Genomic DNA, 25,964 nt, shown 5'->3' on the forward strand with positions numbered 1-25,964 from the left:
CGCCGGTCCAGTGCTCGCGGCGCATGCGAGACTCCGCCGATGACCTCGGAAGCGATCACCGCGGACGCCGCGGGCACCTGGAAACTCGGCGATCTCACCGTCAACCGGCTCGGATTCGGAGCCATGCGGCTCACCGGCAGCGCGGCCTTCCACCTCGGCACGCCCAGCGACCGCGAACGGTCGCTGGCCGTGCTGCGGAAGGCCGTGGAACTCGGCGTCAACCACATCGACACCGCCGCCTTCTACTTCTCCGCGCTGCGCTCCGCCAACGAACTCATCAACAGCGCGCTGGCGCCGTACGGGGACGACCTCGTCATCGTCACCAAGGTCGGCCCGTACCGCGACTACGCGGGGGAGTGGGCCACCGCTGCCCGCCCCGACCAACTGCGGGGCCACGTCGAGGAGAACCTGCGCCAGCTCGGCCGCGACCACCTCGACGTGGTCAACCTGCGGAGGCTGGAACAGGACTCCGTCGCCGAGCACTTCGGAGCGCTCGCCGAGCTGCGTGAGGCCGGTCTGATCCGCCACCTCGGCATCTCCGGCATCGAGCCGAAGCACCTCGCCGAGGCACGGGAGATCGCCCCGGTGGTGTGCGTGCAGAACCGGTACGCACTGGACCGTCCCGACCCCGAGGGCGACGAACTCCTGCGGCTGTGCGGGGAGTCGGGCATCGCCTTCGTGCCCTTCTTCGCCGTCGCGGGCAGCGGCGGAGCCCGGGGCGCAGCCGACACCCACGACGACGCGGTGCTCGCCGTCGCCCGCGCGCACGGCGCGAGCCCCGCCCAGATCCGCCTCGCCTGGAGCCTGCACCAGGGGGCGCACGTGCTCGCCATCCCGGGCACGGGCAACCCGGAGCACGTCGTGGACAACGTGGCGGCGGGCGCGTTGCGGCTGACGGACGAGGAGTTGGCCCGCCTCGGCGCGTCACACCACTCGTAATCGCCTCAAATGCCCCTCACTGGCCGGTGGTTGAACGTGCGTAAGAGCTTTACGTGAAACCCCGGCCGGGCCTCCCGGTGGCGTGGATCTTGTCGGTACGGTCCTGCCTTGTGTGCACCGGGAGGACCGCGAGGCCCGATCTACGCGCGCAGATTCGTCACCCGCACCGCTTTCCCCCAGCTCTCCCCCCCACTCATGGAGGAATGCCAGATGTACGCCATCACCGGGTCCCGCCGCAGACTCACCTCGGCCCTGGCCGTGCTCGGCCTGATCGCCACCGGCGCCGCCGTCCAGGCCACCGCCACCGCGACCGCCGCGACCGCGGCCACCCCCCACCGCATCCTCTTCGACAACGCCCACGCCGAGACGGCCGGCAACGCCGACTGGATCATCTCCAAGAGCCAGCCCGACCCGCTCTCCGAGGACTCCGCCCCCTCCGACGAGACCGACTGGACCGGCGCGCTCTCCTCCTGGGGTGTCGCCCTCCAGCAGACCGGCGACTACAGCCTCAAGACACTGGCCTCGGGCTCCAGCCTCGCCTACGGCGGCTCCACGGCGACCGACCTGTCGAAATTCGACACGCTGGTGCTGCCCGAGCCCAACACGCTCTTCACCACTGCCGAGAAGACCGCGATCATGAAGTTCGTCCAGAACGGCGGCGGCCTGTTCATGATCTCCGACCACACCGGGGCCGACCGCAACAACGACGGCGAGGACGCCGTCGAGATCCTCAACGACCTGATGACCAACAACAGCGTCGACTCCACCGACCCCTTCGGCTTCTCCATCGACTCCCTGAGCATCAGCTCCGGCTACCCCGCCGCGATCACCGCCGCGTCGAACCCGGTCCTGCACGGCACCTTCGGCACGGTCACCAAGAGCCTCATCGCCAGCGGTACGACGGCCACCCTCAAGCCCGCCGACAACTCCGCCGTGAAGGGGCTGCTCTACCGCTCCGGTTACTCGGGCAACACCGGCGCCTTCTTCCTGACCAGCACCTTCGGCAGCGGCCGGATCGCGTTCTGGGGCGACAGCTCCCCGATCGACGACGGCACCGGCCAGTCCGGCAACACCCTGTACGACGGCTGGAACGACACCGGCGCCACCAACGCGCCCCTCGCCCTCAACGCCACGGCGTGGCTCGCGGGCGCGAGCAGCTGACGCAGGGCACCTGAACCGGCGTACAGGACGGGACGAAAGGTGAGGGCGGGCCCGGGGAAGCCACCCCGGGCCCGCCCTCACTCGCGTCAGGCATCCATGCTCAGCGCGCCGGCGTTCAGCGCACCTGCTCCTTGAGGAACGGCACCGTGCTCTCCCACGCCCGGGCCGCCGACTCGGCGTCGTACACCGGGCGGGAGTCGTTGAAGAAGGCGTGGTCGGCCGGGTGGACACGCAGGTCCGGGGTGATGCCGGACTGTTCCTTGAAGTCCTCCTGCGCGAGCCGGTCGGTGACGTCCGCGATGTGGTCGGTCAGGCCCCACCACTCCTGGAAGACGCTGACGCCGGGTCCGCTGCCGGACGGCGGCAACGCCGGACAGCCGTGCGCGCTGGTGTCAGCGCTGGGAAACGTCACGTTCTGGAGGGAGGGGGATCCGGTCGGCTTCGGCAGCTCGGACCTGGCACTCAACTCCTGGTAGGACAACGCTCGGTGGGGGTGCGCCGCAGTCGGACTCCGACGCGATCACCACCTTGCCACGGATGAATCTGACCTCTGTTTCCGGCCCCGGTATGGCGGGCGACGGCATCGCCGCCGGCCGCAGGGTCCCCTCGCCGCGCGGCACCTCCGCCCACGCGTCCGGTGCGAAGCGCGTCACCCCGTACGCCGCCAGGCCCAGCCACCATACGGCGAACAGCCAGCCGCCGACCACGTCCGAGAACCAGTGGACGCCCAGATAGACCCTGGTCAGCCCGACCAGCACGCCCCAGCAGCCGACCGCGGCGACGAGCAGGTACCGGCCGCGCGGCGCCCGTCTCCGGACGGCCAGGACGAGCAGTCCGGCGGTGATGGCCGACGTGGTGGTGTGGCCCGAGGGGAACGACCAGTGGCCTGCGTCCGTCGCCCAGTGCGCGGTGGCGGGCCGGGGCCGGGACAGCAGTGCCATCACCGAGAACCGCACCGCCTGGGCGGCGACCAGGCAGACGAGACAGGCGGCGGCTGCCTGGATGCGCTGCCGTGCCGTCCGGCCGAGCAGGTGGCCGGCCAGGGCGGCCAGGACGTAAGGAACGAAGCCCGTGCCGGTGTGGGTCACCATCCGGGCGAGGGTGACGGCCAGGTCGGGACGGTGGGCGAGCGACCACTCCAGCAGATCGCGGTCACCGACGAGGGTGCCGCCGCCCCGCACCGCGACCGTGACGGCGAGCAGCGTCAGCAGCACAAAGGCGACCAGGCTCCCCAGGGCGGGGGTCCCGGCCTTCGCGACGGCATGCTCACGGTTCACACCTGCTCGACGATCACACCCCGGCGATCGTTCCCGGGACCCGCGGATGCGGAGGAGATCACACGTGCGGGTGTGGAGGTGACACACCAGGGGTGTTACGTATAACCTCACCCGTCAACCGGACGTCCGTCGCAAGGCGGCCGAACGGTCCACCGCACCACTGTCCCGAGAGGCCACGGAGAGCCGATGAGACGCATCGCCCTGGTCACCCTCGTCGTCGACGACTACGACGAGGCGATCCGCTTCTACACCGGCGCGCTCGGCTTCCGGCTCGCCGAGGACACCCCGCGCCCCGACGGCTCCCGCTGGGTCGTCGTCGAACCGGGCGCCACAGGAGCGGGAACCGGAGAGCCGGGCACCGGCCTGGTGCTCGCCCGGGCCAAGGGCGAGGAGCAGCGTGCCCGGATCGGCGACCAGACCGGCGGTCGCGTCGGCTTCTTCCTGCACACCGGCGACTTCGCCCGCGACCACGCCCGGATGACCGCCGCCGGCGTGACCTTCCTGGAGGAACCGCGCCACGAGCCGTACGGCTCCGTGGCCGTCTTCCAGGACCTGTACGGCAACCGCTGGGACCTCCTCCAGCCCGCCACGGACTGACCCGCAGCACCACCCCACTCCACCGCACCACCACCTGCCGAGGAAACACCGCACATGACCGCGTCCCCCGTCGACACCGCCACCCTCCGCCGCCTCCCCAAAGCAGTGCTGCACGACCACCTCGACGGAGGCCTGCGCCCCGCCACCCTGGTCGAGCTCGCCGCCGGGATCGGCCACACCCTGCCCACCACCGACCCGGACGAGCTGGCCGCCTGGTACTACGAGGCCGCCAACTCCGGTGACCTGGTGCGCTACATAGCCACCTTCGAGCACACCCTCGCAGTGATGCAGACCCGCGAGGGCCTGCTGCGCACCGCCGAGGAGTACGTCCTCGACCTCGCCGAGGACGGAGTCGTCTACGCCGAGGTGCGCTACGCCCCCGAGCTCAACGTGAACGCCGGTCTGACCCTCGCCGAGGTCGTCGAGACCGTCCAGGAGGGCCTGGCGGCGGGCATGGCGAAGGCCGCCGCCGCGGGAACCCCGGTGCGGGTCGGGACGCTGCTGTGCGGGATGCGCATGTTCGACCGCGTCCGTGAGGCCGCCGACCTGGCCGTCGCCTTCCGGGACGCCGGTGTCGTCGGCTTCGACATCGCCGGTGCCGAGGACGGCTTCCCGCCCGCCGACCACCTCGCCGCCTTCGAGCACCTGCGCCGCGCGAGTGTGCCGTTCACCATCCACGCCGGCGAGGCGCACGGCCTGCCCAGCATTCACCAGGCCCTCCAGGTCTGCGGCGCCCAGCGCATCGGCCACGGCGTCCGCATCACCGACGACATCGTGGACGGCAAGCTCGGCCACCTCGCGGGCTGGGTGCGCGACCGCCGCATCGCCCTGGAGATGTGCCCGACCTCCAACCTCCAGACGGGCGCGGCCACGTCGATCGCCGAGCACCCCATCACCGCCCTGCGCGACCTGGGCTTCCGCGTCACCCTCAACACCGACAACCGTCTGGTCTCCGGCACGACGATGACCCGCGAGATGTCCCTCCTCGTCGAGGAGGCCGGATGGACGGTCGAGGACCTGCGCACGGTCACCGTGAACGCGGTCAAGAGCGCGTTCATCCCGTTCGACGAGCGCAACTCCCTCATCCAGGACGTCGTCCTGCCGGGCTACGCCTCGGCGCTCTGAAGCAGCCCCCGCAGATAGGCCGCCTGGCCGACGTGCTGAAGATCGTCGGCCAGGACACTGACCAGCCGTACGCCGAGAGTGACCGGCGGGTCCCAGCGCTCGTCGACGACGCGCTCGAAGTCGTCCGCGGCAAGCCCCCGCAGGAACCTGAGGCTCTGCGCGTGCACCGCGTCGTAGTAGCCCAGCAGCAGGTCGCCCGACTCCACCCGGACCCGGGCGACCTGCCGTGCGCTGTGCCCGTAACCGATGTCACCGGCCTCCAGCCCCAGCGCGAACCGTTTCTCCCAGCCCTCGGTCAGCCAGACCTGGTCGAACCCGGCCGCCCCGGCGACATGGTCGTCCTGGACCCGGGTGAGATGCCACACCAGCCAGGCGACGGAGTTGGCGTCGGGGGCGGGCCGGGTGTTGAGCCGGTCCGGTGACAGGCCGTCCACGGCGGCGTGGACCTCTTCCTGGATCCGGCCGTACGCGTCGATGAGAACGTCCTTCGCATCCATGCCCCCACCATAGGCACCGCGAGGCCCACGGCATCGGAGGGGTGGACCGGCGGCGTCAGACCCGCCGCCCGGGCAGCTCCAGCAGCTCCATCAGCGCCCTGGCCGCCGGACTCGTGGCCTGCGACGGCGGCAGCATCGCGACTGTCTCGTACACCGTCTCACCGGTGCCCTTCACGGGCAGCGAGGTCAGTGCCGCGCGCTTGTGCGCGAAGTGCCGGGGAACCACCGCGACGCCGAGCCCCTCCCCGACCAGGTCCAGCAGACTGTGCACGTCGTTGACCTCCAGCGCCACGGTCCGCCGTACGCACGCGGCGGCGAACACCCCGTCCGTGATCCGGCGCGGCCCCCAGTCCGGATGGAAGTCGACGAACGCCTCCCCGCCCAGTTCCTCCGGCGTCACCGCGCCCGCGAGGGCGAGCGGATGGCTCGGATGGCACAGCACGGTCATCGGCTCGCTGCTCAGGGGTACGGAACGCAGCTGGTCGGAGTCCCCACGGGTACGGATGGCGAAGGCCAGGTCGAGCCGCCCGGCGGCGACCTCGTCCGCGATCGCCTCGGAACCCGCCTGGCGCAGCCGGATCTCCACATCGGGATGACGCCGCCGGAACGCGGCGAGCAGCCCGGCGACATCCACCCCGCCGATGCACTGCTCCGCGCCCAGCGAGAGCGTCCCGCGCAGCACGCCCTGTACGGCGGCCACGGCGTCGTGCGCCGCCCGCACCTGCGCCAGGATGCGCTCGGCCTCGCCCAGCAGCGCCCGCCCCGCCTCGGTGAGCGTCACCCGGCGGGTGGTACGCACGAACAGCGGGGTCTGCAGCTCCCGCTCCAGTGCGCGGATCGAGGCGGACAGGCCCGACTGGGACACCATCAGCCGTTCGGCGGCCCGGGTGAAGTGCTGGTCCTCCGCGACCGCGACGAAGTGCTGGAGGTGGCGTAGTTCCATGATTGAGAAGCCTATCCGCTGAATTCCATCGGATTCTCCTGTTGGACCACTGCCCGGCTTCGGGGGAAGAGTGGGTCCAGACTGATCACATCCGTCGTGCCAACCACTCTGGAGTCGCGTTGTACACCGCACACACCGACCGTTACGCGGACATGCCCTACCGGCGCACCGGACGCAGCGGCCTGAAGCTCCCCGCGCTGTCGCTCGGCCTGTGGCACAACTTCGGACCCGACCGGACCGTCGACACCCAGCGGGCAATCCTGCGCCGCGCCTTCGACCTCGGTGTCACCCACTTCGACCTGGCCAACAACTACGGCCCGCCGCCCGGCGCCGCCGAGTCCGCGCTGGGTGAGGCCCTCAAGGCCGACTTCGCCCCGTACCGCGACGAGCTCGTGATCTCCACCAAGGCGGGCTACCTCATGTGGCCGGGCCCGTACGGCGAGTGGGGTTCGCGCAAGTACCTGCTGTCCTCCCTCGATCAGAGCCTGACCCGCATGGGCCTGGACTACGTCGACATCTTCTACTCGCACCGCCCCGACCCTGAGACTCCGCTGGAGGAGACGATGGGCGCCCTGCACACGGCGGTCCAGCAGGGCAAGGCGCTCTACGCCGGCATCTCGAACTACTCGGCTGAGCAGACCCGGGAGGCCGCCCGCATCCTCGCCGAGCTGGGCACCCCGCTCCTGATCCACCAGCCCCGCTACTCGATGCTCGACCGCCGCCCGGAGGACGAGGGTCTGCTGGACGCGCTGGACGAACTCCAGGTCGGTTCCATCGTCTTCTCCCCGCTGGAGCAGGGCCTGCTCACCGGCCGCTACCTCGACGGCATCCCGGCGGACTCGCGGGCGGCGAGCGACAGCCCCTTCCTCAACTCCGACCGCATCACCGAGGACCTCGTGCAGCAGCTGCGCGCCCTCGACGGCATCGCCAGGTCGCGCGGGCAGAGCCTGGCGCAGCTGGCCCTGTCCTGGGTCCTGCGCGGCGGCCGGGTGACCTCGGCCCTGGTCGGCGCGAGCAGCCCCCAGCAGCTGGAGGACAGCGTCGCGGCCATCGGCAACCTGGAGTTCTCCGGCGAGGAGCTGGCCCGGATCGACGCGGTCATCAAGTCCTGATCCCTGCCCGTCTTTCCTCGCCCCGTCATGAACGGAGCCGCTCCGCCAGCCGTACTGTCACGGTGTCACCCTCATTCTTTCCGATGGCTTTCCTGATCTCGGCCTTCACGGGGAGTTTGTGGGTGCCGTCACCCAGTGCCATGAACGAGCTGCGGAAAGGGTGCCCGTCGATCGTCCCGCCGACCTTGACCAGGCCGCGGGTACCGAAGAACGCGACGGATTCCGGCCAGACCAGGTAGGTCCAGCCCCCGGGTGCCGGGCTTTTGCGCAGTACGGCTGTGAATTCCTCGTCGAGGGTGTCGATTTTTTCGCTGGTGGCCATGGGGCCCTCCATTTCCAGTGGTCTTCGCTGAAGAGACCACTGGGAAGCGGAAAAGTCATCGCGAATCCCGGGATCTTCGCGAATCTCTCGGGGACCTGCCGACGGAGGAGGTGGCCGTCCCGTCGGATTCCGGTCCATACCTGTCAGGAATATGCCAGGAGAATGCCTGGAAACTGGCTGGAAAGGCGTGGTGACAGAGTGTCAATAGTGAAGATACTCAAGTGGTAGAACACTGCACCACTGAGTAACCATCGAGTGACCAGCACCAACGCGTACAGCGAGCGAGTCGCACGGAAAGCGAGGCACGGCCGGCGGGCGATCGGGGGAAAGATCGTGCACGACGAGTTCCTTTGCCATGTCACGGCGTACGGAGTCTGCGCGGGCCGGCGTATCGGCGTACCGCTGGGCACCTACCGCGCTCCCACCCTGGCGCTGGCCCTGTGGTGGCTGCGGGACCGGGCGAACTGGATCGCCGAACGGCTCGATCCGCAGCCCGACGAACTGTACTTCCCACCGAACTCGCTCATCCCGGTGGCCGCCACCGTGCCCGACGTGCCCGGACTGCTGCGCACCTGGTCCATGGACCCGTACCAACAGGAGCTGGTGGCCGACGAGTTGGCGGCCGGCCGACTGGTCCGGATCGCCACGTACGACGAGACCGCCGAGTACGAACTCCTCGCCGAATCCGTGGACGCGCTGCGAATGCAGCGGACCAACCCGGCACTGGTCGTACCGGTCGCCTAGCCGCCGAGGCCCCCGCTGCCCCCGGGCTGGCCAGGCGTATATGCGGACGAATCGCTAGAATTCTGGGCATGGTAGACCGCTCGGTCGCGCCGACCGCGCCCGAACTCGTCCTGCAGACGGAGACGGGCTCCACGGTGATGAGTCCGGGCCGCGACTATCACGTCGGACGCGACCCGCTCAGCGAGATCGTCATCGACGACGCCCGGGTCTCGTGGCACCACGCGGTGCTGCGGCCCGAGGGCGGCCACTGGACGGTCGAGGACGAGAACAGCACCAACGGCACGTACGCCGACGGCCTGCGCATCCACGAACAGGACGTCGGACCCGGCTGCGTCCTGCGCTTCGGCAGCCCCGGCGACGGACCGCGCGCCGTCCTGGTCAGCCCGCCCCCGCCGGTCCGTGAGCGCCCCTCGGCGGTCGCCGGAGTCTCGATGCCTTCCCTGACAGGCACCTTCCGGCAGCCCACCACCGTCCGGCCCCTGTCCGCCCGTACCGTCCGCATCGGCCGCGCCGCCGACAACGACCTGGTCGTCGACGACCTCGTCGTCTCCCGCCGGCACGCCGAACTGCGCGCCCACCCGGACGGCACGTACGAGATCGTCGACCTCGGCAGCCACAACGGCACGTTCCTCAACGGCGCACCCGTCGCCCGGGCGATCGTCACGCCCGGTGACATCGTCGGCGTCGGCCACTCCGCGTTCTGCCTGGTCGGCGACCAGCTCCAGGAGTACGTCGACACCGGCGAGGTCTCCCTCGACGTGCAGGACCTCACCGTCGCCGTCGACCACGGCCGCCGGACACTCCTGGAAGGCGTGTCCTTCCCGGTGGGGGAGAAGTGCCTGCTCGCGGTCGTCGGACCCAGCGGCGCCGGCAAGTCCACCCTCCTCAACGCCCTGACCGGCCTGCGCCCCGCCGACCACGGCACGGTCCTGTACGACGGGCGCGACCTCTACCGCGACTACGCCGAACTGCGCCAGCGCATCGGCCTGGTCCCGCAGGACGACATCCTGCACGCCCAGCTGACCGTGCGCGGAGCCCTCACCTACGCCGCCGAACTCCGCTTCCCGCAGGACACGGCGAAGGCGGAACGACGGGCCCGCGTGGACGAGGTGGTGCGCGAACTCGGCCTGGAACAGCGCCTCCACCAGCCCGTCCACAGCCTCTCCGGTGGCCAGCGCAAACGGGTCAGCGTGGCCCTGGAACTACTCACCAAGCCGTCGCTGCTCTTCCTCGACGAGCCGACCTCGGGCCTCGACCCGGGGATGGACCGCTCGGTGATGCACATGCTGCGCGGTCTCGCCGACGACGGCCGGACCGTCATCGTCGTCACCCACAGTGTGCTCAGCCTCGACGTCTGCGACCGGCTGCTCGTCCTCGCGCCCGGCGGCAGGGTCGCCTACTACGGGCCGCCAGCGGACACCCTCGCCTTCTTCGGGTACGAGCAGTGGCCCGAGGCGTTCGAGGCCTTCGAGCGCGACCAGGAACGGGACTGGGCGGGGGAGTACCGCGCCTCACCCTTCCACGGGCAGTACATCGTCGACTCGACCGCCCAGCCCCGGCTGCCGAGGTCGGGCCCGGTCGACGCCGCCCCGCCCCCGCCCAAGCCACAGAGCTGGGGCGCCCAGCTGAGCACCCTCGTCCGCCGCTACACGGCCGCCCTGAGCGCCGACCGCACCTTCCTCGCCATCATGATCGCGCTGCCGTTCGTGATGGGCGCGATGGCCCGTGCGCTCGCCGGGAGCCGGCTCACCCAGGAGACGGCGATGAACGCGCTGCTCATCCTGTGTGTCGGCGGCGTCCTGACCGGTGCGGCCAACGCCGTGCGCGAGTTGGTGAAGGAACGCGTGATCTACCAGCGCGAACGGGCCGTCGGGCTGTCCAGATTGGCGTATCTGATGTCGAAGGTCGTGGTCCTCGGGACGATCACCGTCGCCCAGGCCGTCGTACTGACCCTCGTCGCCCTGCTCGGCGTCGACCTCGACGCGCCTGGCGGGGAAGGCGTGTTGATGCCACCCCTCGTGGAGATCACGGTCTCCGTCGCGCTGCTCTCCTTCACGGCGATGATGCTCGGCCTGCTGGTCTCGGCTCTGGTCCGCAAGGAGGAGGTGACGATGCCGCTGCTCGTGCTGCTGGCCATCGTCCAGGTGGTGTTCTGCGGGGCCCTGCTCAAACTCGACGGTGTCCCCGGCATCGAACAGCTCTCCTGGCTGGTGCCCTCCCGGTGGGCGCTCGGCGCGATGGCGGGCACGATCGGACTGTCGCGGATCGTCCCCGGCGAACTGACCGGCGACCCGCTGTTCGAACACTCCGCCGGGGTCTGGCTGATCGACGCGGGGATGCTGGTCGTGCTGTCGGTGGTCTTCGGGTACCTGGTCCTCCGGCTGCTGCGGCGGCACGAACCGGCCGTCATGCGGAAGTAGAGGGGTGGGTGAGATGACGTCCCCCGGATACGGATACCAGATCTCCGGGTTCCGGCCCACGCACGTCGTCCCGCAGGACGGCCTGGCCGCCTGGGACGCGCCCGACCCGTCCCGGCCCACCGTGCCCCTCGACGCGCTGCTGCCGGTCGAGCTGGTCGAACGGCGCGGCGACTGGGGGCACGTCCGGTGCGCGAACGGCTGGTCCGCCTGGGTCGACGGACGGCTCCTGGTCGCCGTACCGCAGGACCCGCCCGCCGCCGGCGCCCCGCTCGCCCGCACCGCCGACCCACGGCCCCTGCTGGCCCGCGCCGCAGAAGCGCTCGCCGGCTACCGCGAGGCCGTGGAGGAGCTGACCGGGGGCGAGCTCGACCGGGAGTCGTTCCGGGGCCGTACGCGCGGACAGCGGATCGGGATCGTCGTCGACGGCGAGTCCGTGTGGCTGTACGACGCCGAGCACGAGCGCTGGGTGTACACCGACGGCACCCGGCTGAGCACGTACGCCGCCGACCGGGAACCCGCCGCCCCGGCGCGGGAGCCGACCCAGGTGGTGCCCGACCTGGGCCACGCGCCCACCCAGGTCGTCAGGGACGACGGCGGCGGCCTGGGCAGTGGTGGCGGCTGATGGCGCGCGACCCGGACCACGACACGCGGTCGCACGCGGGACGGCCCTCCGACCTGCTCGGGACACAGATCGCCGGCTACCGCGTCGAGGAGGAGATCGGCCGAGGCGGCATGGCCGTCGTCTACCGGGCCAAGGACCTGCGTCTCGACCGGACCGTCGCCCTGAAACTCCTCGCCCCGGAACTCGCCCGCAACGACACCTTCCGCAGACGCTTCACCCACGAGTCCCGGGTGGCCGCCGCGATCGACCATCCGCACATCGTCCCCGTCTTCGAGGCCGACGAGACGGACGGCGTCCTCTACATCGCGATGCGGTACGTCGAAGGCAGCGACCTGCGTCATCTCCTCGACCGAGAGGGCCCGTTGCGGCTTCCCGCCGCCATCCGTATCGCCGCCCAGGTCGCCTCGGCGCTCGACGCCGCCCACGAACACGGTCTGGTCCACCGGGACGTCAAACCCGGCAACATCCTGGTCGCCCGGGGCACCGACACCGAACATCCCGAGCACGTCTACCTCACCGACTTCGGCCTGACGAAGAAGTCGCTGTCGCTCACCGGCTTCACGACCGTCGGCCAGTTCGTCGGCACCCTCGACTACGTGTCGCCCGAGCAGATCTCGGGGCGCCCGGTCGACGGCCGCTGCGACGTCTACGGCTTCGCGTGCGTCGTCCACGAGATCCTGGCGGGCCGCCCGCCCTTCCAGCGCGACGACGACATGGCCCTGCTGTGGGCACACCAGTACGACCAGCCACCACCGCTGACCGAGCAGCACCCCGAACTCCCCGCCGCCGTCGACCCGGTGTTCGCGAAGGCCCTCGCCAAGAACCCCGACGACCGCTACGACTCCTGCCTCGACTTCGTCGCCGCCCTCCGCGCCGCCTCCACCGGAGCCGTGCACGCAGGCCACGCGCCCACGCAGGTGGTCCGGCTGCCCGAAACCGGCGAGGAACGGCCACCGAGGCCGCCGGCCTGGGCCCGCCCGGTGTTCACGCGGCAGGGTCACCGGCGGTGGGGGTAACGGGACGTCGGGGTAGGGGACTTCGCGCTGATGCGGCCGGTATCACCGTGGCCCCGGCCCGCCCAACGGCACCCGTCGCGCGGACACCTTCCGGTACGAGATCCGCCAGCCCCCGTCGAACCGGACCACCGTGTCGTCGTACGTCACGGACCCGCAGGTGCCGTCAGCCATGACGCCCAGTCCCTTGGAACGGGCGTGGACGCGGCCGTCGGGTGTCTCGGTGACGACCACGTTCGTGACGTGGTGGGCGACGGGGTTCGCCGGACCGCGGGCGAGCGCCGCGTCCGTGAGCGCGGCGAGGCCGGTGACGAGGTCCTGGCCGAAGTCGGACAGGTCGTACACCACGTCCTCGGTGAACACCTCCGCCGTGCGGTCGAGGTGTCCCTCGTCGACGAGGTGACCGTGCAGCGCGATCAACTCCCCGACGGCCAAACGGTCTTCGGCAGTCAACGTCATGGGGCCACGCTCCCACGGCCGCCGGAACCCCGCCTAACGGTTTCCGACCCTGCCCCGCCGGTGCACCCGCCGGGCCGACAGCGCGCCCAGGAACCCGGTGACCAGCCCCCACAGCAGGGCCAGACCGAGTGCACCCCACAGCCGCGGGCGCAGGAACAGGCTGCCGGAGAGGTTGCCGCCGAGGTCGCCGACGCCGAGCACGGACAGCCCGTAGTGGGCGGAGATCCGGCCGAGCAGGCAGATCATCAGGACTGTCAGCGCGAGTGCGACCGCCATGTGCACGGCGTGCTGCCAGGCCCGCGTGCGGGCCGGTGAGCGCGCCGCCATCAGGAACGCGGCGGCCAGCAGCAGCACCGCGTCGACGGCAACCAGCCACCACACCCTGCCGTCGTAGCCGGAGAGGGTGCTCAGGTTGAGCGTGGCGGTGTCCGGGGTGCGCAGCACCTCGTCGAGGACGTGCGGCATCGGCAGCCCGAAGGGACCTTCGACGCGCCCCTCCCAAGTGACTCCCAGGCCGGTGGTCAGGGCCAGCCACACCAGGTTCGGCATGCCGAGCAGGACCAGCGCGAGCGACTGCGCGGGCTGTCCGCGCGTCACCGCCACCACGAGCCCGATCACCGTCCCGAGGGCCACGAAGGCGAGCAGCAGCACGACCATGGCGTACGCGGCCGGACGTACCGACTCCTGGAATCGCAGCAGCCGCGGCGGCAGCGGGGCCCCGCGCGAGACCAGCAGGGCCAGCGCCAGTACGCCCGCCAGCCACAGCAGGCCCGCGAGGAGCGTCAGTGGTACGTCGGCCGTGAAGCCGATCTGCGGTGCGGCGCCGAAGACGTCGCCGATGTCGGCGAGGGTTCCGTCGCCCAGCGAGACCGCGAAGGTCTGGCGGGCCGCGAACGCCAGACCGCCCAGGCCCAGCAGCCACAGGACGGCGATGCGCGCGGCCCAGCCGGCCAGCTCGGGAGCCCCGGCGACGGCCCGGTGCCGCAGCGGGCGCAGGAAACCCGCACCCGTCACCAGCGCCCCGACGAGCGTCACCGACAGCGGCATCACGGTCAGGCCACCCGCGGTCTCGGCGAGGTCTCCGGCGTCACCCGTGAGTTCGACCGTGCCGCCGACCGCTGTCACGACGGTGGCCGCGACGACCCGGGGGAACGCGCCGTCCGGCAGATCGCCCGCACCCGCCGCCCACAGCGCCAGACCGGCCGTCAGCACCATGGCGCCCAGTCCGGTCAGCACCGCGGCCAGGGCCTGTGCCCAGCCGTGCCGGGAGACGGTCCGCTCCTCGGCGAACGTCGGCACGGGAGCGGGGGTTCGCGTGCTCACCCTGCCACGCTAGGCAGCTCTCGGGCGGTGCGCCTGTCGGGAGGAACGGGGGCGTCGGCTTGCGGGCGACCCGGGACCAGGGCGCACAATGGGAACGTTGTGGAAGAAAGCGGCTTAAATCGGGGTGGATGCCGCAGGAGCCCACGTCGGAAGAAGAGCCCGTGAGCGTCGAACAGCCGTCCTCCGGCCGCCCCACAGGACCGCCCTCCGGCCCCTTGTCGGGCCCCTCCCGGCCGCCCGCGGGACCACCGTCCCGGCCGCCCGCCGACAGCGGAGGCGGGGGAGTCGGGGAAACCGGGCGGAGCGGGGGAAGTGGGGGAAGCGGCGGTGACGGAGGCGCGGGCGGCGGGCCCGGCACCGGGCCGGTTCCCGGCGGCGACCGGCCCTGGTGGAGGTCGGTGCCCCGCATCGCCGTGCTGGTCACCTCGGTCGTGGCCGCCGTGGCCCTGATCGTCGTTCTCACCCGCTCCGACGGCACCACCGACCAGGCGGGCGGCGAGGTCTTCCTCCAGGCCGCGGACAAGTCGGGCCCCGACCCCTTCACCGAGTCCACGGCCAGGGACAGCTCCGCCCCGCCGGCCACGACCCCCACGGCCACCGGCTCGGCGACGGCCGCCTCGAACGCCGTCCGGGGCGTGGACGGCGGTGCTCCCGGCCTGTACGGCGGCACACGCAAGGTCGCCAGCTGCGACGTGGAGAAGCAGATCCGGGTACTCGGGGCTGCCCCCGCGAAGAACGGGGCGTTCGCCTCGGTCCTGGGCCTCCGGCCGGCCGCCGTCCCCGCGTACCTGCGCTCACTCACCCCCGTGCAGCTGCGCATGGACACCCGCGTCACCAACCACGGCTACCGCGACGCCGCCGCCACCAGCTTCCAGGCCGTCCTCCAGACCGGAACGGCGGTCCTCGTCGACGACCGGGGCCGACCGCGCGTGCGCTGCGCCTGCGGCAACCCGCTCACCGACCCGGTACGACAGCGGAGCGCCCCGCACGTGAAGGGCGACGCGTGGTCCTCGTACCGTTCCTCGAACGTGGTCGTCGTGGCGCCCGCGACCACGGTCATCAACGTCTTCGTCGTCTACGACCCCGAGCGCGGCGACTGGTTCCACCGCCGCCAGGGCGACACGGGCGGGCACGACCGGAAGACCGATCCGCCGGTCGAGGGGCCGAGCCCGTCGGTGAGTTCGTCGGCGCCCTCGGCGGCGTCCTCGGAGCCCACGTCCGCGTCGCCCGGCCTGCTGCCGCCGCAGTCGCCGCTGCCGTGCGTGTCCTCACCCGGCACCCCGACCGGGACACCGGCCTCGCCCGCGTCACCGGCCACACCGGACACCGCGAGCCCGTCCGTCACACCCTGCCCTCCGACATCGAGCGCGCCTCCCTCCTCGCCCCCGGCCGTGCAGCCTCCGTCCTCGGTGCCCGCGTCACCCCAGTCCCCGCCCGACGACGGCCTCTCCGACACGGCGCCCGAGCCGGCGTCGACCCCACCGTCCTCCTGAGGTTCAGGGGAGGCCCGGGGGACGGGGGACTGCGGCGCGCGGCTCGGGGTACGAGCAGTGATGCGACCGGGTCCGGCCGGACCGGCCACCGAGAGAGCGGCGCATGATCGAACATCTGGGCGGAGCAGTGATACCGACTGGTTTCGGCGATCCCGTCGAACCGCTACGAAGGGCGGCGCACTTCACCGGCGAGCCGGGCTGCATCGCGGAGGCACGCGCCTTCGCCGAGAACTTCCTCGAACAGCTCAGGAAGGAATGGTGCGCCCCGAGGGACAAGCGCGTCGACGGGGAGCTGGTCCTGGTGGTCAGCGAGTTGGTCACCAACGCGGACCGGCACAGTCACGGCCCGTACGTCCTCGACCTGGAGGGCACGGACACCTCGGTGACGGTGTCCGTGTACGACAGCAGTGCCGCGCTGCCCCTGCGCTACCCGCGGGACCCGGAGCGGATCGGCCGGCACGGCCTGGAGATCGTCCACGCGCTCGCCACCGAGGTGACCGCCCGCCGGGTGCCGGTCGGCAAGTACGTACGGGCCGTGCTGCCACTCAGCCATTGAGCTCGGCCATAGCCATTCAGCTTGGCCACGAGCCGGGCGGTGCGTCGGGACGGCCATGGAGTCGGGACCGGACTTGCCGGTCCCGACTCCATGGCCGACTTCGATTACTGAGCGTGGCGGTCGGATCAACCGATGGGTCAGGCGTAGTCCAGCTCGCCGAGCATGCCCTCGCGCAGCTGCGTGATGATGCGCTTGATCAGCCGGGAGACATGCATCTGCGAGCAGCCGAGCAGCTCACCGATCTCCGCCTGGGTGGCCTCCTCGACGAAGCGCAGATGGATGATCCGCCGGTCCCGGTCGCTGAGGTCGGCAAGCAGCGGGGCGAGGGACTGGAAGTCCTCGACCAGTCGCATCCCGTGTTCCTCGACCCCGATGAAGTCGGCCAGCACCGCCTCGCCGTCGTCGGGCCCGTCGCCGGTCAACGCTGCGTCGAGGGAGGAGGAGTTGTAGCCGTTGGAGGCGATCTGGCCCTCGACCACCTCGTCCTCGGACAGGTTCATCAGCGTGGCGAGTTCGGCCACCGTCGGATCGCGGTCCAGCCTGCTCGACAGTTCCTCGCGCGCCTTCGCCAGCTCGACGCGCAGCTCCTGGAGGCGGCGCGGCACGTGCACCGCCCAGGTCGTGTCGCGGAAGAACCGCTTGATCTCACCCACGATGTACGGCACCGCGAACGACGTGAACTCCACCTCGCGGGACAGTTCGAACCGGTCGATGGCCTTGATCAGGCCGATCATGCCGACCTGGACGATGTCCTCCATGTCGTCGCCGCGCCCCCGGAAACGCCCCGCGGCGAACCGTACGAGCGACATGTTCATCTCAATGAGGGTGTTGCGCGCGTACTGGTGCTCGCGCGTGCCCTCCTCGAGTTCATCCATACGCCTGAAGAACTGGCGGGACAGCTCCCGCGCGTCACGCGGGGCCACCTTTCGCGGTTCCGGGATTCCGGGCAGGGCGTCACCCGTCCTGGCTCCGGCGGTGTCCACGACGACCTCTGCCTTCGACCGGATCATGGCGGTGTCCATTACCTGTTACCTCTCCCACGAATACATCGAGCTGCGAGCTACGGACGATGGAACGCTTCCTGACTGCGCGTACCCCGTCGGGCTCAGGGCATGCCACAAACATTGCCCTCTGCAAAAAGACCGGTGGACGCGAGGTGTGCGAGGCATCCGGAACCGCGGGGGCTGACCTGGCGGTAAGGAACGTGGGGCCGGTCGTGGAGCCGACGTAGACATTATGGGGTGATCGTGGGTGAAGGTGATCAGTTGATCGGCGTAGAGAACCCGGTGCTGAGGGTTGTGGCCGGGCTCAGGCGACCCGTGTCGCCATGATCAGCTCGTGGAGGTAGCGCTTGGTGATCCGGCCGCCGTACCGCGTCTCTATCAGATCCCGGATACCGGCGAGCAGGCCATGGCGCGAGGCCGCGTCCAGCGCGCGGTGGTTGGAGTAGGTGAGCAGGACGTCGATGTACTCGTCGACCGAGTACACGATGTCCTGGGTGTGGCGCCGGACGGTGACCCGGCCGAAGTGCTCGGACCGGTCCAACTCCCCGGTGTCCGTCGCCGTGTCCGACTCGTCGACCTGGCGCAGGCCGGGCGGCGTGGCCGGGTCCCACTGCTCGTAGCAGCGCTGTACCCGCTCGAAGAAGTCGACGGTGCCGCCTTTGACATGGTGCGTCATGACGAGCGCGAGCAGCCCGCCCGGCCGGAGCGCCCGGGCCATCCTGGGCAGCCGTACCGCCGGGTCGAGCCAGTGGAACGCGGTCGCACAGGCGACCAGGTCGAAGGGTTCGGGCGGCAGCGGCCAGTGTTCGAAGTCGGCGACCGTCACCTCCGCCAGCGGGAACGCCCGCAGGTTGCGCCGGGTCACCTCCGCGAGGGACGGGCCCAGCTCGACGGCGGTGAGCCGGCATCCCGACGCGGCCAGCGGGACGGTGAGCTGGCCGGTACCCGGGGCGACCTCCAGGACGCGGCTGCCCGGGCCGAGTCCGGCCGCGCGGGCCAGGTCGTCCACCAGGGGCTGGGGATAGCGGGGGCGGGCCCGGTCGTACAGTTCCGCCGCCTCGTCGAATGTGTCACGCAGCATGTTCGCCCCTCGGCCCGTCCGTCCCGTCGTGGTGATTCCACCCAGGGCAGAATGCCGACCCCTTCCCCCGGAAGCGACGGCTTTTAGGCTGAGGGGGTGAGCAACCAAGCGCCGAACCAGGCCCGTGTGATCCCGCTGCGTCCGAAGAGCACGCCGGCACCGGCGCCCGCCGCACCGGTGGCCCCGGCGCGGCCCGCGCCCAGGGAACCGCTCTTCCGTGACCTCGTCGGCGACGTCCTGCGCCGCGAACGGCTCGCCCAGGAACGCACCCTCAAGGATGTGGCGGACGCGGCCAGGATCTCCATGCCGTACCTGTCGGAGCTGGAGCGGGGCCGCAAGGAAGCCTCCTCGGAGGTCCTCGCGGCAGCCGCCGGGGCTCTCGGTCTGGGCCTGGGAGACCTGCTGTCCCTGGCCCAGAACGAGCTGACACGGCACACCCGGAGCCGTACCCGTGGGCGTACGACGACTTCCGCGCCGTACAACGGGCTCTGCCTGGCCGCCTGACGGCCCGGCTCGCGCCCGTCGGAGGCGCCGCCGTCAGATGTTGACGAGGCGTCGGCTCACCACCTCGTCCGCCAGGCCGTACGCCACCGCCTCCGCGGCGGTGAACACCTTGTCGCGGTCCATGTCCGCGCGCAGCGTCGGCACGTCGTGGTGCGTGTGCCGCGAGAGCACCTCCTCGACCTGGGCGCGGATCCGGACCATCTCCCGGGCCTGGACGGCCAGGTCGGAGACCGTGCCCCGGTGACCGCCGCTCGCCGGCTGGCCCAGCAGCACCCGCGCGTGTTCGAGGACGAACCGGCGCCCGGGATCACCTCCGGCGAGCAGTACAGCCGCCGTCGAGGCGGCCTGCCCGACACAGAAGGTCGAGATCGGCGCCTGTACGTAGGTCATGGTGTCGTAGATCGCCATGAGCGAAGTGAACGAGCCGCCGGGCGAGTTGATGTAGATGGCGATCTCCTGCTCCGGTGACGACGACTCCAGGTGCAGGAGTTGCGCGATCACGACGTTGGCCACGCCGTCGTCGATCTCGGTGCCGAGGAAGATGATCCGCTCGGCCAGCAGCCGGCTGAACACGTCGTACGACCGCTCGCCCTGCGGGGTGCGCTCGACGACGTTCGGAATCGTGTACGTCCCCATGTCAGAGCCCCATCCGTCGTCGTGAGGCGGCAGGGCGGACGTCGGCCAGCGAGCCGACCACCTGGTCCACCATGCCGTACTCCTTGGCCTGTTCGGCCGTGAACCAGCGGTCGCGGTCGCCGTCCCGCGAGATCGTCTCCTCGCTCTGACCGGTGTGCCGGGCGGTGATCCGCTCGACGGAACGCTTCGTGAACTCCAGGTTCTCCGCCTGGATCTCGATGTCGGCGGTGGTGCCGCCGATGCCGGCCGAGGGCTGGTGCATCATGATCCGTGCGTTCGGCAGCGCGTACCGCTTGCCGGGCGCGCCCACGCTGAGCAGGAACTGGCCCATGCTGGCCGCGAATCCCATGGCGAGCGTGGACACGTCGTTCGGGATCAGCTGCATGGTGTCGTAGATGGCGAGGCCCGCCGTCACCGAGCCGCCGGGGCTGTTGATGTACAGGCTGATGTCGGTGCGCGGGTCCTCCGCCGACAGCAGGAGCAGCTGGACGCAGATCCGGTTCGCCGAGACCTCGTCGACCTGCGTACCGAGGAACACGATGCGCTGGGCGAGCAGTTGGGCGGCGAGATGGTCGTCGAACCGGGAGGGCGGGGTGTCGCCCTCCTCGGCCCGGGGCAGCAGTGCCGGCCGGGGACCGGCGGCGGTGAGCAGGGACATAGGGGCTCCTCGTCGAGTCGTCGTTCGTTGGCTTGCGTTCGTGGGTCGTGGATTTCGTGCGGCGGACGGCTTCGCGATTCCCACTCTCGGCCCGACTCGACGCCAACGGCCGGTTTCTCGGCCCGCAGCAGATTCGCTGACGGCAGAGGGCCCGGGCCGAGCAAGGCCCGGGCCTGGTCGTCACGCGGGCTGCTGCTCCGCGAGGGGAGTCGCGCAGACGCGGTCGATGACCGGCACGCAGGGGAACCGCCGGTCGTACTGGCCGTAGGTGTCGCCGTTGAAGTCGGGCAGTTCCGGCGGTGACGGCGGTCGTGTCGGCGCCGGCTCTGGTTCTGCCGCAGGTGCGTCGCCCCGAGGCTTCGTGAAGTGAACCGTCACGAGAGTCGAACCGGTTCGAAGAGTGCGGGCCGGAAGCTGGCGCCGCCCACAGACGGTGAGGGATATCTGCACCACGGAGGGCCGACGAGGAAGCGGAGGGCCGCACCCGATATTGACATCGGCCGCCGACACTTCTAGCTTGCCTTCACGCGAACCGGTTCGACGAAGGAGTGGCGTGAACATCGGTGAGATCGCCCGGCGGGCCGGTGTCTCGCGGAGCACCGTCTCCTACGCCCTGAGCGGCAAACGCTCCGTGTCGGAGGAGACCCGGCGCAGGATCCAGCAGGTGATCGACGAACTGGGCTATCGGCCCAACGCCAGCGCACGCGCCCTGGCCAACGGCCGGACCAGCACCATCGGCCTGGTCTTCCCGCCGGCCGGAAACCACTACACCGGCATGCAACTCGACTTCATCGGCAGCGTGGTGGAGGCCGCGGCGGCGTACGACTACGACGTGCTTCTCTCCCCGAGCGGCGTGGACAGCGACCGCTCGTTCCAGCGGCTGCTGGCCGAGCGGCGGGTCGACGGCGCGATCCTCATGGAGATCAGGCTCCAGGACGACCGGGTCGACCACCTGGGCGAGGAGAACTTCCCCGCCGTCTGTATCGGCCGCACGGCCCGCCCGGACCGGGACTGGTGGGTCGGGCTCGACCACACCGCGCTCGCTGCGGCCTGCGTCAACCATCTCGCCGACCTGGGACACCGCCGGATCGCCTTCGTGAACCGGCCCGAGCACCTGCTGCGGGCCGGCTACGAGTCCGCGCACCGCGGCCTCGACGGCTTCACCAAGGCCGCCGCCGAACGAGGGCTCACCGTACGGACGTACTGCTGCGGCGACGACGCCCCTTCCGGGCAGGAGTGCCTGGAGCGGATCCTCCACGAGGACCCGGACACCACGGCGCTGGTCACCCTGAACGAGGCCGCGCTCGGCGGCCTCTACCGGGGCCTGGCCGTGGCAGGACGGCACGTGCCGCGCGACTTCTCCATCACCGGGGTCGTGGCGGGCCGCTGGGCGGAGACCGTGACCCCGCAGCTCACCGCGGCGGACGTACCGGCCGAGCAGCTGGGCCGGCTCGCCGTCGAACTGCTCGTCGAGCGGCTCGACCACCCCGGCGCGACGCCACGCCACCACCTCCTCGCGCCGCCCATCTCCCTGCGCACCAGCACCGGACCCGCCCCGACGCCGGCGGCCGACGTCTGACGGCCCGCCCCGGCTCGCCCGCCCCGGTGGCTGACTCTGCGCCGGAGGCGGCGTGACCATGTGAAACCGTGGCCTCGACATCGTCCTGCGAAGAAATTCCAGAAGATTCCGAGCGGTGATGTCGAGAACCCGTGCCCGGCTCCGTCCCCGTAGTGAAGGCGGCCACAATGGGTCGCACCAGCACGGAGGAGAACCACGATGGCCAAGTACCTGCTGCTCAAGCACTACCGCGGCGCTCCGGCTCCGGTCGGTTTCATCCCCATGGACAAGTGGACGCCGCAGGAGATCTCGGACCACGTCCAGTACATGCGCGACTTCGCGGACCGGCTCGAGAAGACGGGCGAGTTCGTCGACGGTCAGGCGCTCGCCCCCGAGGGCACGTGGGTGCAGTACGGCGGTGAGGGGCGCCCGCCGGTCACCGACGGCCCGTTCGCCGAGACGAAGGACCTCATCGCCGGCTGGATGGTGATCGACGTCGACAGCTACGAGCGGGCCGTCGAGCTGGCCGGGGAGTTGTCGGCCGCCCCGGGAGCGGGCGGCAAGCCGATCCACGAGTGGCTGGAGCTGCGCCCGTTCCTGTCCGCGCCGCCCACCATCACAGAGTGCCACTGACGCGATGACCCCCGGGGTGAACGAGGCCCTGCTCCGGAGCCTCACACCGAGCGTGCTCGCCGTCCTCGTCCGCCGCGGAGCAGACTTCGCGGCGGCCGAGGACGCGGTGCAGGACGCCCTGGTCGAGGCGGTCCGTGTCTGGCCGGCCGACCCGCCTCGGGACGCGAAGGGCTGGCTGGTCACCGTGGCGTGGCGCCGGTACCTCGACGCGACGCGCGCGGACACCGCCCGCCGCCGCCGCGAGGACCGTGTCGATGAGGAACCGGCGCCCGGACCCACGCCCGCGACGGACGACACACTCCAGCTCTACTTCCTGTGCGCCCACCCGTCGCTGACACCCTCGTCCGCGGTCGCGCTCACGCTCCGCGCCGTCGGCGGGCTGACCACCCGCCAGATCGCCCAGGCCTACCTGGTGCCCGAGGCGACCATGGCCCAGCGCATCAGCCGGGCCAAGCGCACCGTCTCCGGCGTACGGTTCGACCGGCCGGGCGACGTCGCCACCGTGCTGCGCGTCCTCTACCTGGTCTTCAACGAGGGCTACTCCGGCGACGTCGACCTCGCCGCCGAGGCCATCCGTCTCACCCGGCAGCTCGCGGCCCACGTCGACCATCCCGAGGTGGCGGGGCTCCTCGCCCTCATGCTGCTGCACCACGCCCGGCGTACGGCCCGCACCGCATCCGACGGCAGCCTGGTGCCCCTCGCCGAGCAGGACCGCGGCCGATGGGACACCGGGGCCATCGCCGAGGGTGTCGGGATCCTGCAGGCGGCCCTCTCCCGCGACCGGCTGGGCGAGTTCCAGGCGCAGGCCGCCATCGCCGCCCTCCACGCCGACGCCCGCACCGCCGAGGAGACCGACTGGGTACAGATCGTCGAGTGGTACGACGAACTCGCGCGTCTGACCGACAGTCCCGTCGTCCGCCTCAACCGCGCGGTGGCCGTTGGCGAGGCCGACGGACCGCGAGCCGGCCTGGCGGCCCTCGCCGCGCTGGACGACGACACACTGCCCCGCCGCACCGCGGTGGCGGCCTACCTCCACGAGCGCGACGGCGACCTGGTGACCGCGGCACGGCTCTACGCCGAGGCGGCCCGGAAGGCACCCAACCTCGCCGAACGCGACCACCTGACCCGCCAGGCCGCCCGGCTCAACGCTCGCCGCAGCCGCTGACGGTACTGAGCCGCAGGCCGAGGCAGAGACCCCGCGGGTCTCGACAGGCCCCGCACTCCGTCCCTGCCCCGCCCGCCCGCCGTCCCGGAGGCTCCCACGGCCGTACGCCGGGCGTGCGGGGGTGGAGCGGGGCCAGGCCATGCCTCTGTGCGCTCTTCGCCCTCGGCGGGTCCGGCGGGACGATGCTCAAGCACACACGGAGCTCGACAGTGGGGGCGGGAAAATGGCTGTAGTGATGTCGATGAGTTGGGCCGGGGTCAGTCCCGAGCAGTACGACATGGTGCGGGACACCGTCGGGTGGGAGGAGGCGACCCCGGACGGCAGTGAGGTGCACGTGGCCTGGTTCGACACTCAGGGGCTGCACGTGATCGACGTCTGGGAGTCGGAGGAGGCCTTCCAGACGTTCTTCGCCGGGCGACTGGCCCCCGCGATCGAGAAGGCGGGCATCGGCGGGGCTCCGGAGACCGCGTTCGGTCCCCTGCACCGGCGTTTCATCGCCCCGGGGGTCACCGGCGCCGCATGACACCCGGCCGTCGTCTCCGGGGCGGTGGCAGGCGCCCGCCCCGGAGACGACGGCACGTTCCTGGGGAGAGGCGGATCCCCATCGGTACAGCGCCGCAGCCGGCGGTGCCGGACGACTTCGGGCAACTGTCCGGAAGTCGTCCGGCACCGCCGGACTCGTGTGCCGCTGACGGGGTACCCGCCGCACAACCGCGCCCACCGGGGCGTCGCGCAGTCCGCCCCGCACGAGATGCGCTCGTGCTCCCATCTGCGATGATGGCAGGCCAAAGGTGCAAATTGAGCTTATCTGTCGATACCCGGGGAACCCGGTGCCTGTCACAGCCGTCGCGTCCCCCCGGTGAGTGACCGAACTCCCGGGACGGAAGGCATTGCTGCCTCAAGGAGTGACCGTGAGCATGTGCATCGGAGTGGAAGAAGAGTTCCACGTTCTGGAGGTGGAGAGCGGTCTGCTCGTGCCACGAGCCGACCAGGTCCTGCGACGGCTTCCCCAGCGGACCTTCACCAGCGAACTGCACCGGTCCATCGTGGAGTCGAACAGCGGAGTGCACGCATCGCTGCACGACCTGTACACCGACCTCGCCAGGACCAGACGGCGGCTGGACACGGCCGCCGCCTCGCTGGGACTCGCCGCGGTGGCCGCGGGCACGGCGCCCCTCGCCCCCGCCTCCACCGGGCAGCCCACCGCAGACGCCCGCTATCACCACATGGTCGAGGAATACCGGCAGGTGGCCGACGAGCAGCTCATCTGCGGCGCCCAGGTCCACGTGGACATCCCCGACCGCGACACGGCGGTACGGGTGATGTGCGAGGTCTCACCCTGGCTGCCCGTGCTCCTGGCGCTGTCCGCCAGCTCACCGTTCTGGCAGGGCTCCGACACCGGCTACGCCAGCTGGCGCACGATGCTCTGGCAGCGCTGGCCCACCGCCGGCCCGGTCGGCTGCTTCCCGAGCGCGACCGAGTACGACGCCTCGGTACGCGACCTGGTCCGGGCCGGGATCATCACCGACGCCGGGATGATCTATTACGACATACGTCCCTCCGACCATCTGTCCACCCTGGAACTGCGGATCTGCGACGCCTGCCCGCGCACGGAGACCGTCGTCCTCATCGCCGGACTGTTCCGCGCACTGGTGACCGAGGCCCTCGAACGGCTGGGGCAGGACGACGCGCCGCCCTGCCAGGGACGGCACGAGTGGCTGCGCGGCGCCGCCTGGCGGGCCGCCCGATCCGGCCTGGAGGGCACCCTCGTCGACCCCGGGACGCGCAAGGACGCGCCCGCCCCGCAGGTCGTGCGCAAGCTGCTCGCCCGACTGCGCCCCGCGCTGGAGTCCCACGGCGACTGGCGCACCGTCAGGGCACTGACGGACGAGATCCTCGCCGAGGGCAGCGCCGCCGAGCGCATCCGCCGTACCGCGCGCGAAGAGGATCTGCTGGCCTGCGTCGACCTGTTGATCGCCGAGACCCGCGGCGAACGCAGAAACCACAGATCGACCTCTCCCGCCCGCGTCAACCTGCCGTACTCCGGCGCCGACGCGACAGGTCCGCCCTTCGGCTCGGGCGCGCCGGAGGCCATCGGCCGCTGACGTGGCGGCGAACGTCA

The 25,964-nt window shown here is 71.3% G+C and carries 28 protein-coding genes and 1 pseudogene; 17 read left to right on the forward strand and 12 right to left on the reverse strand.

Annotation, left to right across the window (positions count from 1 at the left end; genetic code table 11):
- The first annotated feature begins 39 nt into the window (after positions 1-39).
- Entirely contained in the window at positions 40-939 is a 900-nt protein-coding gene (locus OG595_RS40825) for an aldo/keto reductase (RefSeq protein ID WP_329281204.1), read from the forward strand.
- Positions 940-1,149: 210 nt separating this feature from the next.
- Positions 1,150-2,094, forward strand: a pseudogene (locus tag OG595_RS40830) (hydrolase); the annotation flags it as partial.
- Positions 2,095-2,215: 121 nt separating this feature from the next.
- Here OG595_RS40830 and OG595_RS40835 read toward each other — a convergent pair.
- Both OG595_RS40835 and OG595_RS40840 read right to left on the reverse strand, forming a co-directional pair.
- Positions 2,216-2,512: a dienelactone hydrolase family protein gene (locus OG595_RS40835; RefSeq protein ID WP_329281206.1), complete on the reverse strand. Its 297-nt coding sequence runs from the start codon at positions 2,510-2,512 to the stop codon at positions 2,216-2,218.
- Entirely contained in the window at positions 2,493-3,377 is an 885-nt protein-coding gene (locus OG595_RS40840) for a phosphatase PAP2 family protein (RefSeq protein ID WP_329281208.1), read from the reverse strand. Before OG595_RS40840 ends, OG595_RS40835 begins: the two co-directional genes overlap by 20 nt.
- Positions 3,378-3,563: 186 nt before the next feature.
- Here OG595_RS40840 and OG595_RS40845 point away from each other — a divergent pair, with 186 nt between their 5' ends.
- Positions 3,564-3,974 carry a VOC family protein gene (locus OG595_RS40845; RefSeq protein WP_329281210.1) on the forward strand — a complete coding sequence of 137 codons (411 nt, stop codon included), beginning with the start codon at positions 3,564-3,566 and terminating at the stop codon, positions 3,972-3,974.
- Positions 3,975-4,028: 54 nt separating this feature from the next.
- Complete coding sequence (locus OG595_RS40850; RefSeq protein WP_329281211.1) at positions 4,029-5,099, forward strand: adenosine deaminase; 1,071 nt, start codon at positions 4,029-4,031, stop codon at positions 5,097-5,099.
- Here the strand turns inward: OG595_RS40850 and OG595_RS40855 are convergent.
- Positions 5,081-5,596 carry a mycothiol transferase gene (locus OG595_RS40855; protein ID WP_329281213.1) on the reverse strand — a complete coding sequence of 172 codons (516 nt, stop codon included), beginning with the start codon at positions 5,594-5,596 and terminating at the stop codon, positions 5,081-5,083. The genes OG595_RS40850 and OG595_RS40855 overlap by 19 nt on opposite strands.
- A gap of 55 nt (positions 5,597-5,651) precedes the next feature.
- Entirely contained in the window at positions 5,652-6,539 is an 888-nt protein-coding gene (locus OG595_RS40860; protein ID WP_329281215.1) for a LysR family transcriptional regulator, read from the reverse strand.
- A gap of 119 nt (positions 6,540-6,658) precedes the next feature.
- Here OG595_RS40860 and mgrA point away from each other — a divergent pair, with 119 nt between their 5' ends.
- Entirely contained in the window at positions 6,659-7,651 is a 993-nt protein-coding gene (gene mgrA, locus OG595_RS40865) for an L-glyceraldehyde 3-phosphate reductase (RefSeq protein WP_329281217.1), read from the forward strand.
- A gap of 25 nt (positions 7,652-7,676) precedes the next feature.
- On the opposite strand, the gene OG595_RS40870 is transcribed toward mgrA, so the two are convergent.
- Complete coding sequence (locus tag OG595_RS40870; RefSeq protein ID WP_329281220.1) at positions 7,677-7,973, reverse strand: DUF1905 domain-containing protein; 297 nt, start codon at positions 7,971-7,973, stop codon at positions 7,677-7,679.
- 333 nt (positions 7,974-8,306) lie between these two features.
- Between OG595_RS40870 and OG595_RS40875 the strand changes: the two genes are divergently transcribed.
- The 4 genes from OG595_RS40875 (at position 8,307) to OG595_RS40890 (ending at position 12,775) form a co-directional block, all read left to right on the forward strand.
- On the forward strand, positions 8,307-8,717 hold the full coding sequence (locus tag OG595_RS40875; protein WP_329283575.1) for a hypothetical protein: 411 nt from the start codon (positions 8,307-8,309) through the stop codon (positions 8,715-8,717).
- A 68-nt stretch (positions 8,718-8,785) separates the two neighbouring features.
- Entirely contained in the window at positions 8,786-11,137 is a 2,352-nt protein-coding gene (locus OG595_RS40880) for an ABC transporter ATP-binding protein/permease (protein WP_329281223.1), read from the forward strand.
- A 13-nt stretch (positions 11,138-11,150) separates the two neighbouring features.
- A complete protein-coding gene (locus OG595_RS40885) occupies positions 11,151-11,759 on the forward strand; it encodes a hypothetical protein (RefSeq protein ID WP_329281225.1) in 609 nt (202 codons plus the stop codon).
- On the forward strand, positions 11,759-12,775 hold the full coding sequence (locus OG595_RS40890) for a serine/threonine-protein kinase (protein WP_329281226.1): 1,017 nt from the start codon (positions 11,759-11,761) through the stop codon (positions 12,773-12,775). The genes OG595_RS40885 and OG595_RS40890 overlap by 1 nt, the downstream gene beginning before the upstream one ends.
- Before the next feature lie 42 nt (positions 12,776-12,817).
- Here the strand turns inward: OG595_RS40890 and OG595_RS40895 are convergent, their stop codons facing one another.
- Together OG595_RS40895 and OG595_RS40900 are read right to left on the reverse strand one after the other, a co-directional pair.
- Entirely contained in the window at positions 12,818-13,231 is a 414-nt protein-coding gene (locus tag OG595_RS40895) for a nuclear transport factor 2 family protein (RefSeq protein WP_329281228.1), read from the reverse strand.
- A gap of 33 nt (positions 13,232-13,264) precedes the next feature.
- Positions 13,265-14,554: a streptophobe family protein gene (locus OG595_RS40900; RefSeq protein ID WP_329281230.1), complete on the reverse strand. Its 1,290-nt coding sequence runs from the start codon at positions 14,552-14,554 to the stop codon at positions 13,265-13,267.
- Between the two features lie 161 nt (positions 14,555-14,715).
- On the opposite strand from OG595_RS40900, the gene OG595_RS40905 reads away from it, so the two are divergent.
- Positions 14,716-16,047 (forward strand): DUF6777 domain-containing protein, encoded by a 1,332-nt coding sequence (locus OG595_RS40905; RefSeq protein WP_329281231.1) that lies wholly within the window; start codon positions 14,716-14,718, stop codon positions 16,045-16,047.
- A gap of 103 nt (positions 16,048-16,150) precedes the next feature.
- Positions 16,151-16,603, forward strand: coding sequence for an ATP-binding protein (locus OG595_RS40910; RefSeq protein WP_329281233.1), 453 nt, complete (start codon positions 16,151-16,153; stop codon positions 16,601-16,603).
- Between the two features lie 137 nt (positions 16,604-16,740).
- Here OG595_RS40910 and OG595_RS40915 read toward each other — a convergent pair whose 3' ends face one another.
- Together OG595_RS40915 and OG595_RS40920 are read right to left on the reverse strand one after the other, a co-directional pair.
- The gene (locus tag OG595_RS40915; RefSeq protein WP_329281236.1) at positions 16,741-17,625 is read right to left on the reverse strand and encodes an RNA polymerase sigma factor SigF; all 885 of its coding nucleotides are present in this window, start codon (positions 17,623-17,625) and stop codon (positions 16,741-16,743) included.
- Between the two features lie 286 nt (positions 17,626-17,911).
- A complete protein-coding gene (locus OG595_RS40920; RefSeq protein ID WP_329281238.1) occupies positions 17,912-18,688 on the reverse strand; it encodes a class I SAM-dependent methyltransferase in 777 nt (258 codons plus the stop codon).
- A gap of 96 nt (positions 18,689-18,784) precedes the next feature.
- On the opposite strand from OG595_RS40920, the gene OG595_RS40925 reads away from it, so the two are divergent.
- Positions 18,785-19,192: a helix-turn-helix domain-containing protein gene (locus OG595_RS40925; protein WP_329281240.1), complete on the forward strand. Its 408-nt coding sequence runs from the start codon at positions 18,785-18,787 to the stop codon at positions 19,190-19,192.
- Between the two features lie 33 nt (positions 19,193-19,225).
- Here the strand turns inward: OG595_RS40925 and OG595_RS40930 are convergent, their stop codons facing one another.
- From OG595_RS40930 to OG595_RS40940, 3 genes are all read right to left on the reverse strand, one after another.
- Entirely contained in the window at positions 19,226-19,828 is a 603-nt protein-coding gene (locus tag OG595_RS40930) for a ClpP family protease (RefSeq protein ID WP_329281242.1), read from the reverse strand.
- 1 nt (position 19,829) lies between these two features.
- Complete coding sequence (locus tag OG595_RS40935; RefSeq protein ID WP_329281243.1) at positions 19,830-20,486, reverse strand: ATP-dependent Clp protease proteolytic subunit; 657 nt, start codon at positions 20,484-20,486, stop codon at positions 19,830-19,832.
- A 180-nt stretch (positions 20,487-20,666) separates the two neighbouring features.
- On the reverse strand, positions 20,667-20,864 hold the full coding sequence (locus OG595_RS40940; protein ID WP_329281245.1) for a hypothetical protein: 198 nt from the start codon (positions 20,862-20,864) through the stop codon (positions 20,667-20,669).
- Positions 20,865-21,039: 175 nt separating this feature from the next.
- Here OG595_RS40940 and OG595_RS40945 point away from each other — a divergent pair, with 175 nt between their 5' ends.
- The 5 genes from OG595_RS40945 to OG595_RS40965 all read left to right on the forward strand — a co-directional run bounded on the left by OG595_RS40945 (position 21,040) and on the right by OG595_RS40965 (position 25,947).
- Positions 21,040-22,065, forward strand: coding sequence for a LacI family DNA-binding transcriptional regulator (locus OG595_RS40945; protein ID WP_329281247.1), 1,026 nt, complete (start codon positions 21,040-21,042; stop codon positions 22,063-22,065).
- Between the two features lie 198 nt (positions 22,066-22,263).
- Positions 22,264-22,677: a YciI family protein gene (locus OG595_RS40950; RefSeq protein ID WP_329281249.1), complete on the forward strand. Its 414-nt coding sequence runs from the start codon at positions 22,264-22,266 to the stop codon at positions 22,675-22,677.
- A gap of 4 nt (positions 22,678-22,681) precedes the next feature.
- Positions 22,682-23,842 carry an RNA polymerase sigma factor gene (locus OG595_RS40955; RefSeq protein ID WP_329281251.1) on the forward strand — a complete coding sequence of 387 codons (1,161 nt, stop codon included), beginning with the start codon at positions 22,682-22,684 and terminating at the stop codon, positions 23,840-23,842.
- Between the two features lie 223 nt (positions 23,843-24,065).
- A complete protein-coding gene (locus OG595_RS40960) occupies positions 24,066-24,365 on the forward strand; it encodes a hypothetical protein (protein ID WP_329281253.1) in 300 nt (99 codons plus the stop codon).
- Between the two features lie 394 nt (positions 24,366-24,759).
- Complete coding sequence (locus tag OG595_RS40965) at positions 24,760-25,947, forward strand: carboxylate-amine ligase (protein ID WP_329283577.1); 1,188 nt, start codon at positions 24,760-24,762, stop codon at positions 25,945-25,947.
- The last annotated feature ends 17 nt before the right edge of the window (positions 25,948-25,964 follow it).

The sequence above is a fragment of the Streptomyces sp. NBC_01451 genome (genome assembly GCF_036227485.1).
GTDB lineage: Bacteria > Actinomycetota > Actinomycetes > Streptomycetales > Streptomycetaceae > Streptomyces.

Bases quoted from the DNA above. Each gene is read 5' to 3' on its own strand.
- OG595_RS40825 (WP_329281204.1), top strand. From the start codon at position 40: ATGACCTCGGAAGCGATCACCGCGGACGCCGCGGGCACCTGGAAACTC.
- OG595_RS40845 (WP_329281210.1), top strand. From the start codon at position 3,564: ATGAGACGCATCGCCCTGGTCACCCTCGTCGTCGACGACTACGACGAG.
- OG595_RS40850 (WP_329281211.1), top strand. From the start codon at position 4,029: ATGACCGCGTCCCCCGTCGACACCGCCACCCTCCGCCGCCTCCCCAAA.
- OG595_RS40855 (WP_329281213.1), bottom strand. From the start codon at position 5,596: ATGGATGCGAAGGACGTTCTCATCGACGCGTACGGCCGGATCCAGGAA.
- OG595_RS40860 (WP_329281215.1), bottom strand. From the start codon at position 6,539: ATGGAACTACGCCACCTCCAGCACTTCGTCGCGGTCGCGGAGGACCAG.
- OG595_RS40870 (WP_329281220.1), bottom strand. From the start codon at position 7,973: ATGGCCACCAGCGAAAAAATCGACACCCTCGACGAGGAATTCACAGCC.
- OG595_RS40880 (WP_329281223.1), top strand. From the start codon at position 8,786: ATGGTAGACCGCTCGGTCGCGCCGACCGCGCCCGAACTCGTCCTGCAG.
- OG595_RS40885 (WP_329281225.1), top strand. From the start codon at position 11,151: ATGACGTCCCCCGGATACGGATACCAGATCTCCGGGTTCCGGCCCACG.
- OG595_RS40890 (WP_329281226.1), top strand. From the start codon at position 11,759: ATGGCGCGCGACCCGGACCACGACACGCGGTCGCACGCGGGACGGCCC.
- OG595_RS40895 (WP_329281228.1), bottom strand. From the start codon at position 13,231: ATGACGTTGACTGCCGAAGACCGTTTGGCCGTCGGGGAGTTGATCGCG.
- OG595_RS40910 (WP_329281233.1), top strand. From the start codon at position 16,151: ATGATCGAACATCTGGGCGGAGCAGTGATACCGACTGGTTTCGGCGAT.
- OG595_RS40915 (WP_329281236.1), bottom strand. From the start codon at position 17,625: ATGGACACCGCCATGATCCGGTCGAAGGCAGAGGTCGTCGTGGACACC.
- OG595_RS40920 (WP_329281238.1), bottom strand. From the start codon at position 18,688: ATGCTGCGTGACACATTCGACGAGGCGGCGGAACTGTACGACCGGGCC.
- OG595_RS40930 (WP_329281242.1), bottom strand. From the start codon at position 19,828: ATGGGGACGTACACGATTCCGAACGTCGTCGAGCGCACCCCGCAGGGC.
- OG595_RS40935 (WP_329281243.1), bottom strand. From the start codon at position 20,486: ATGTCCCTGCTCACCGCCGCCGGTCCCCGGCCGGCACTGCTGCCCCGG.
- OG595_RS40950 (WP_329281249.1), top strand. From the start codon at position 22,264: ATGGCCAAGTACCTGCTGCTCAAGCACTACCGCGGCGCTCCGGCTCCG.
- OG595_RS40955 (WP_329281251.1), top strand. From the start codon at position 22,682: ATGACCCCCGGGGTGAACGAGGCCCTGCTCCGGAGCCTCACACCGAGC.
- OG595_RS40960 (WP_329281253.1), top strand. From the start codon at position 24,066: ATGGCTGTAGTGATGTCGATGAGTTGGGCCGGGGTCAGTCCCGAGCAG.
- OG595_RS40965 (WP_329283577.1), top strand. From the start codon at position 24,760: ATGTGCATCGGAGTGGAAGAAGAGTTCCACGTTCTGGAGGTGGAGAGC.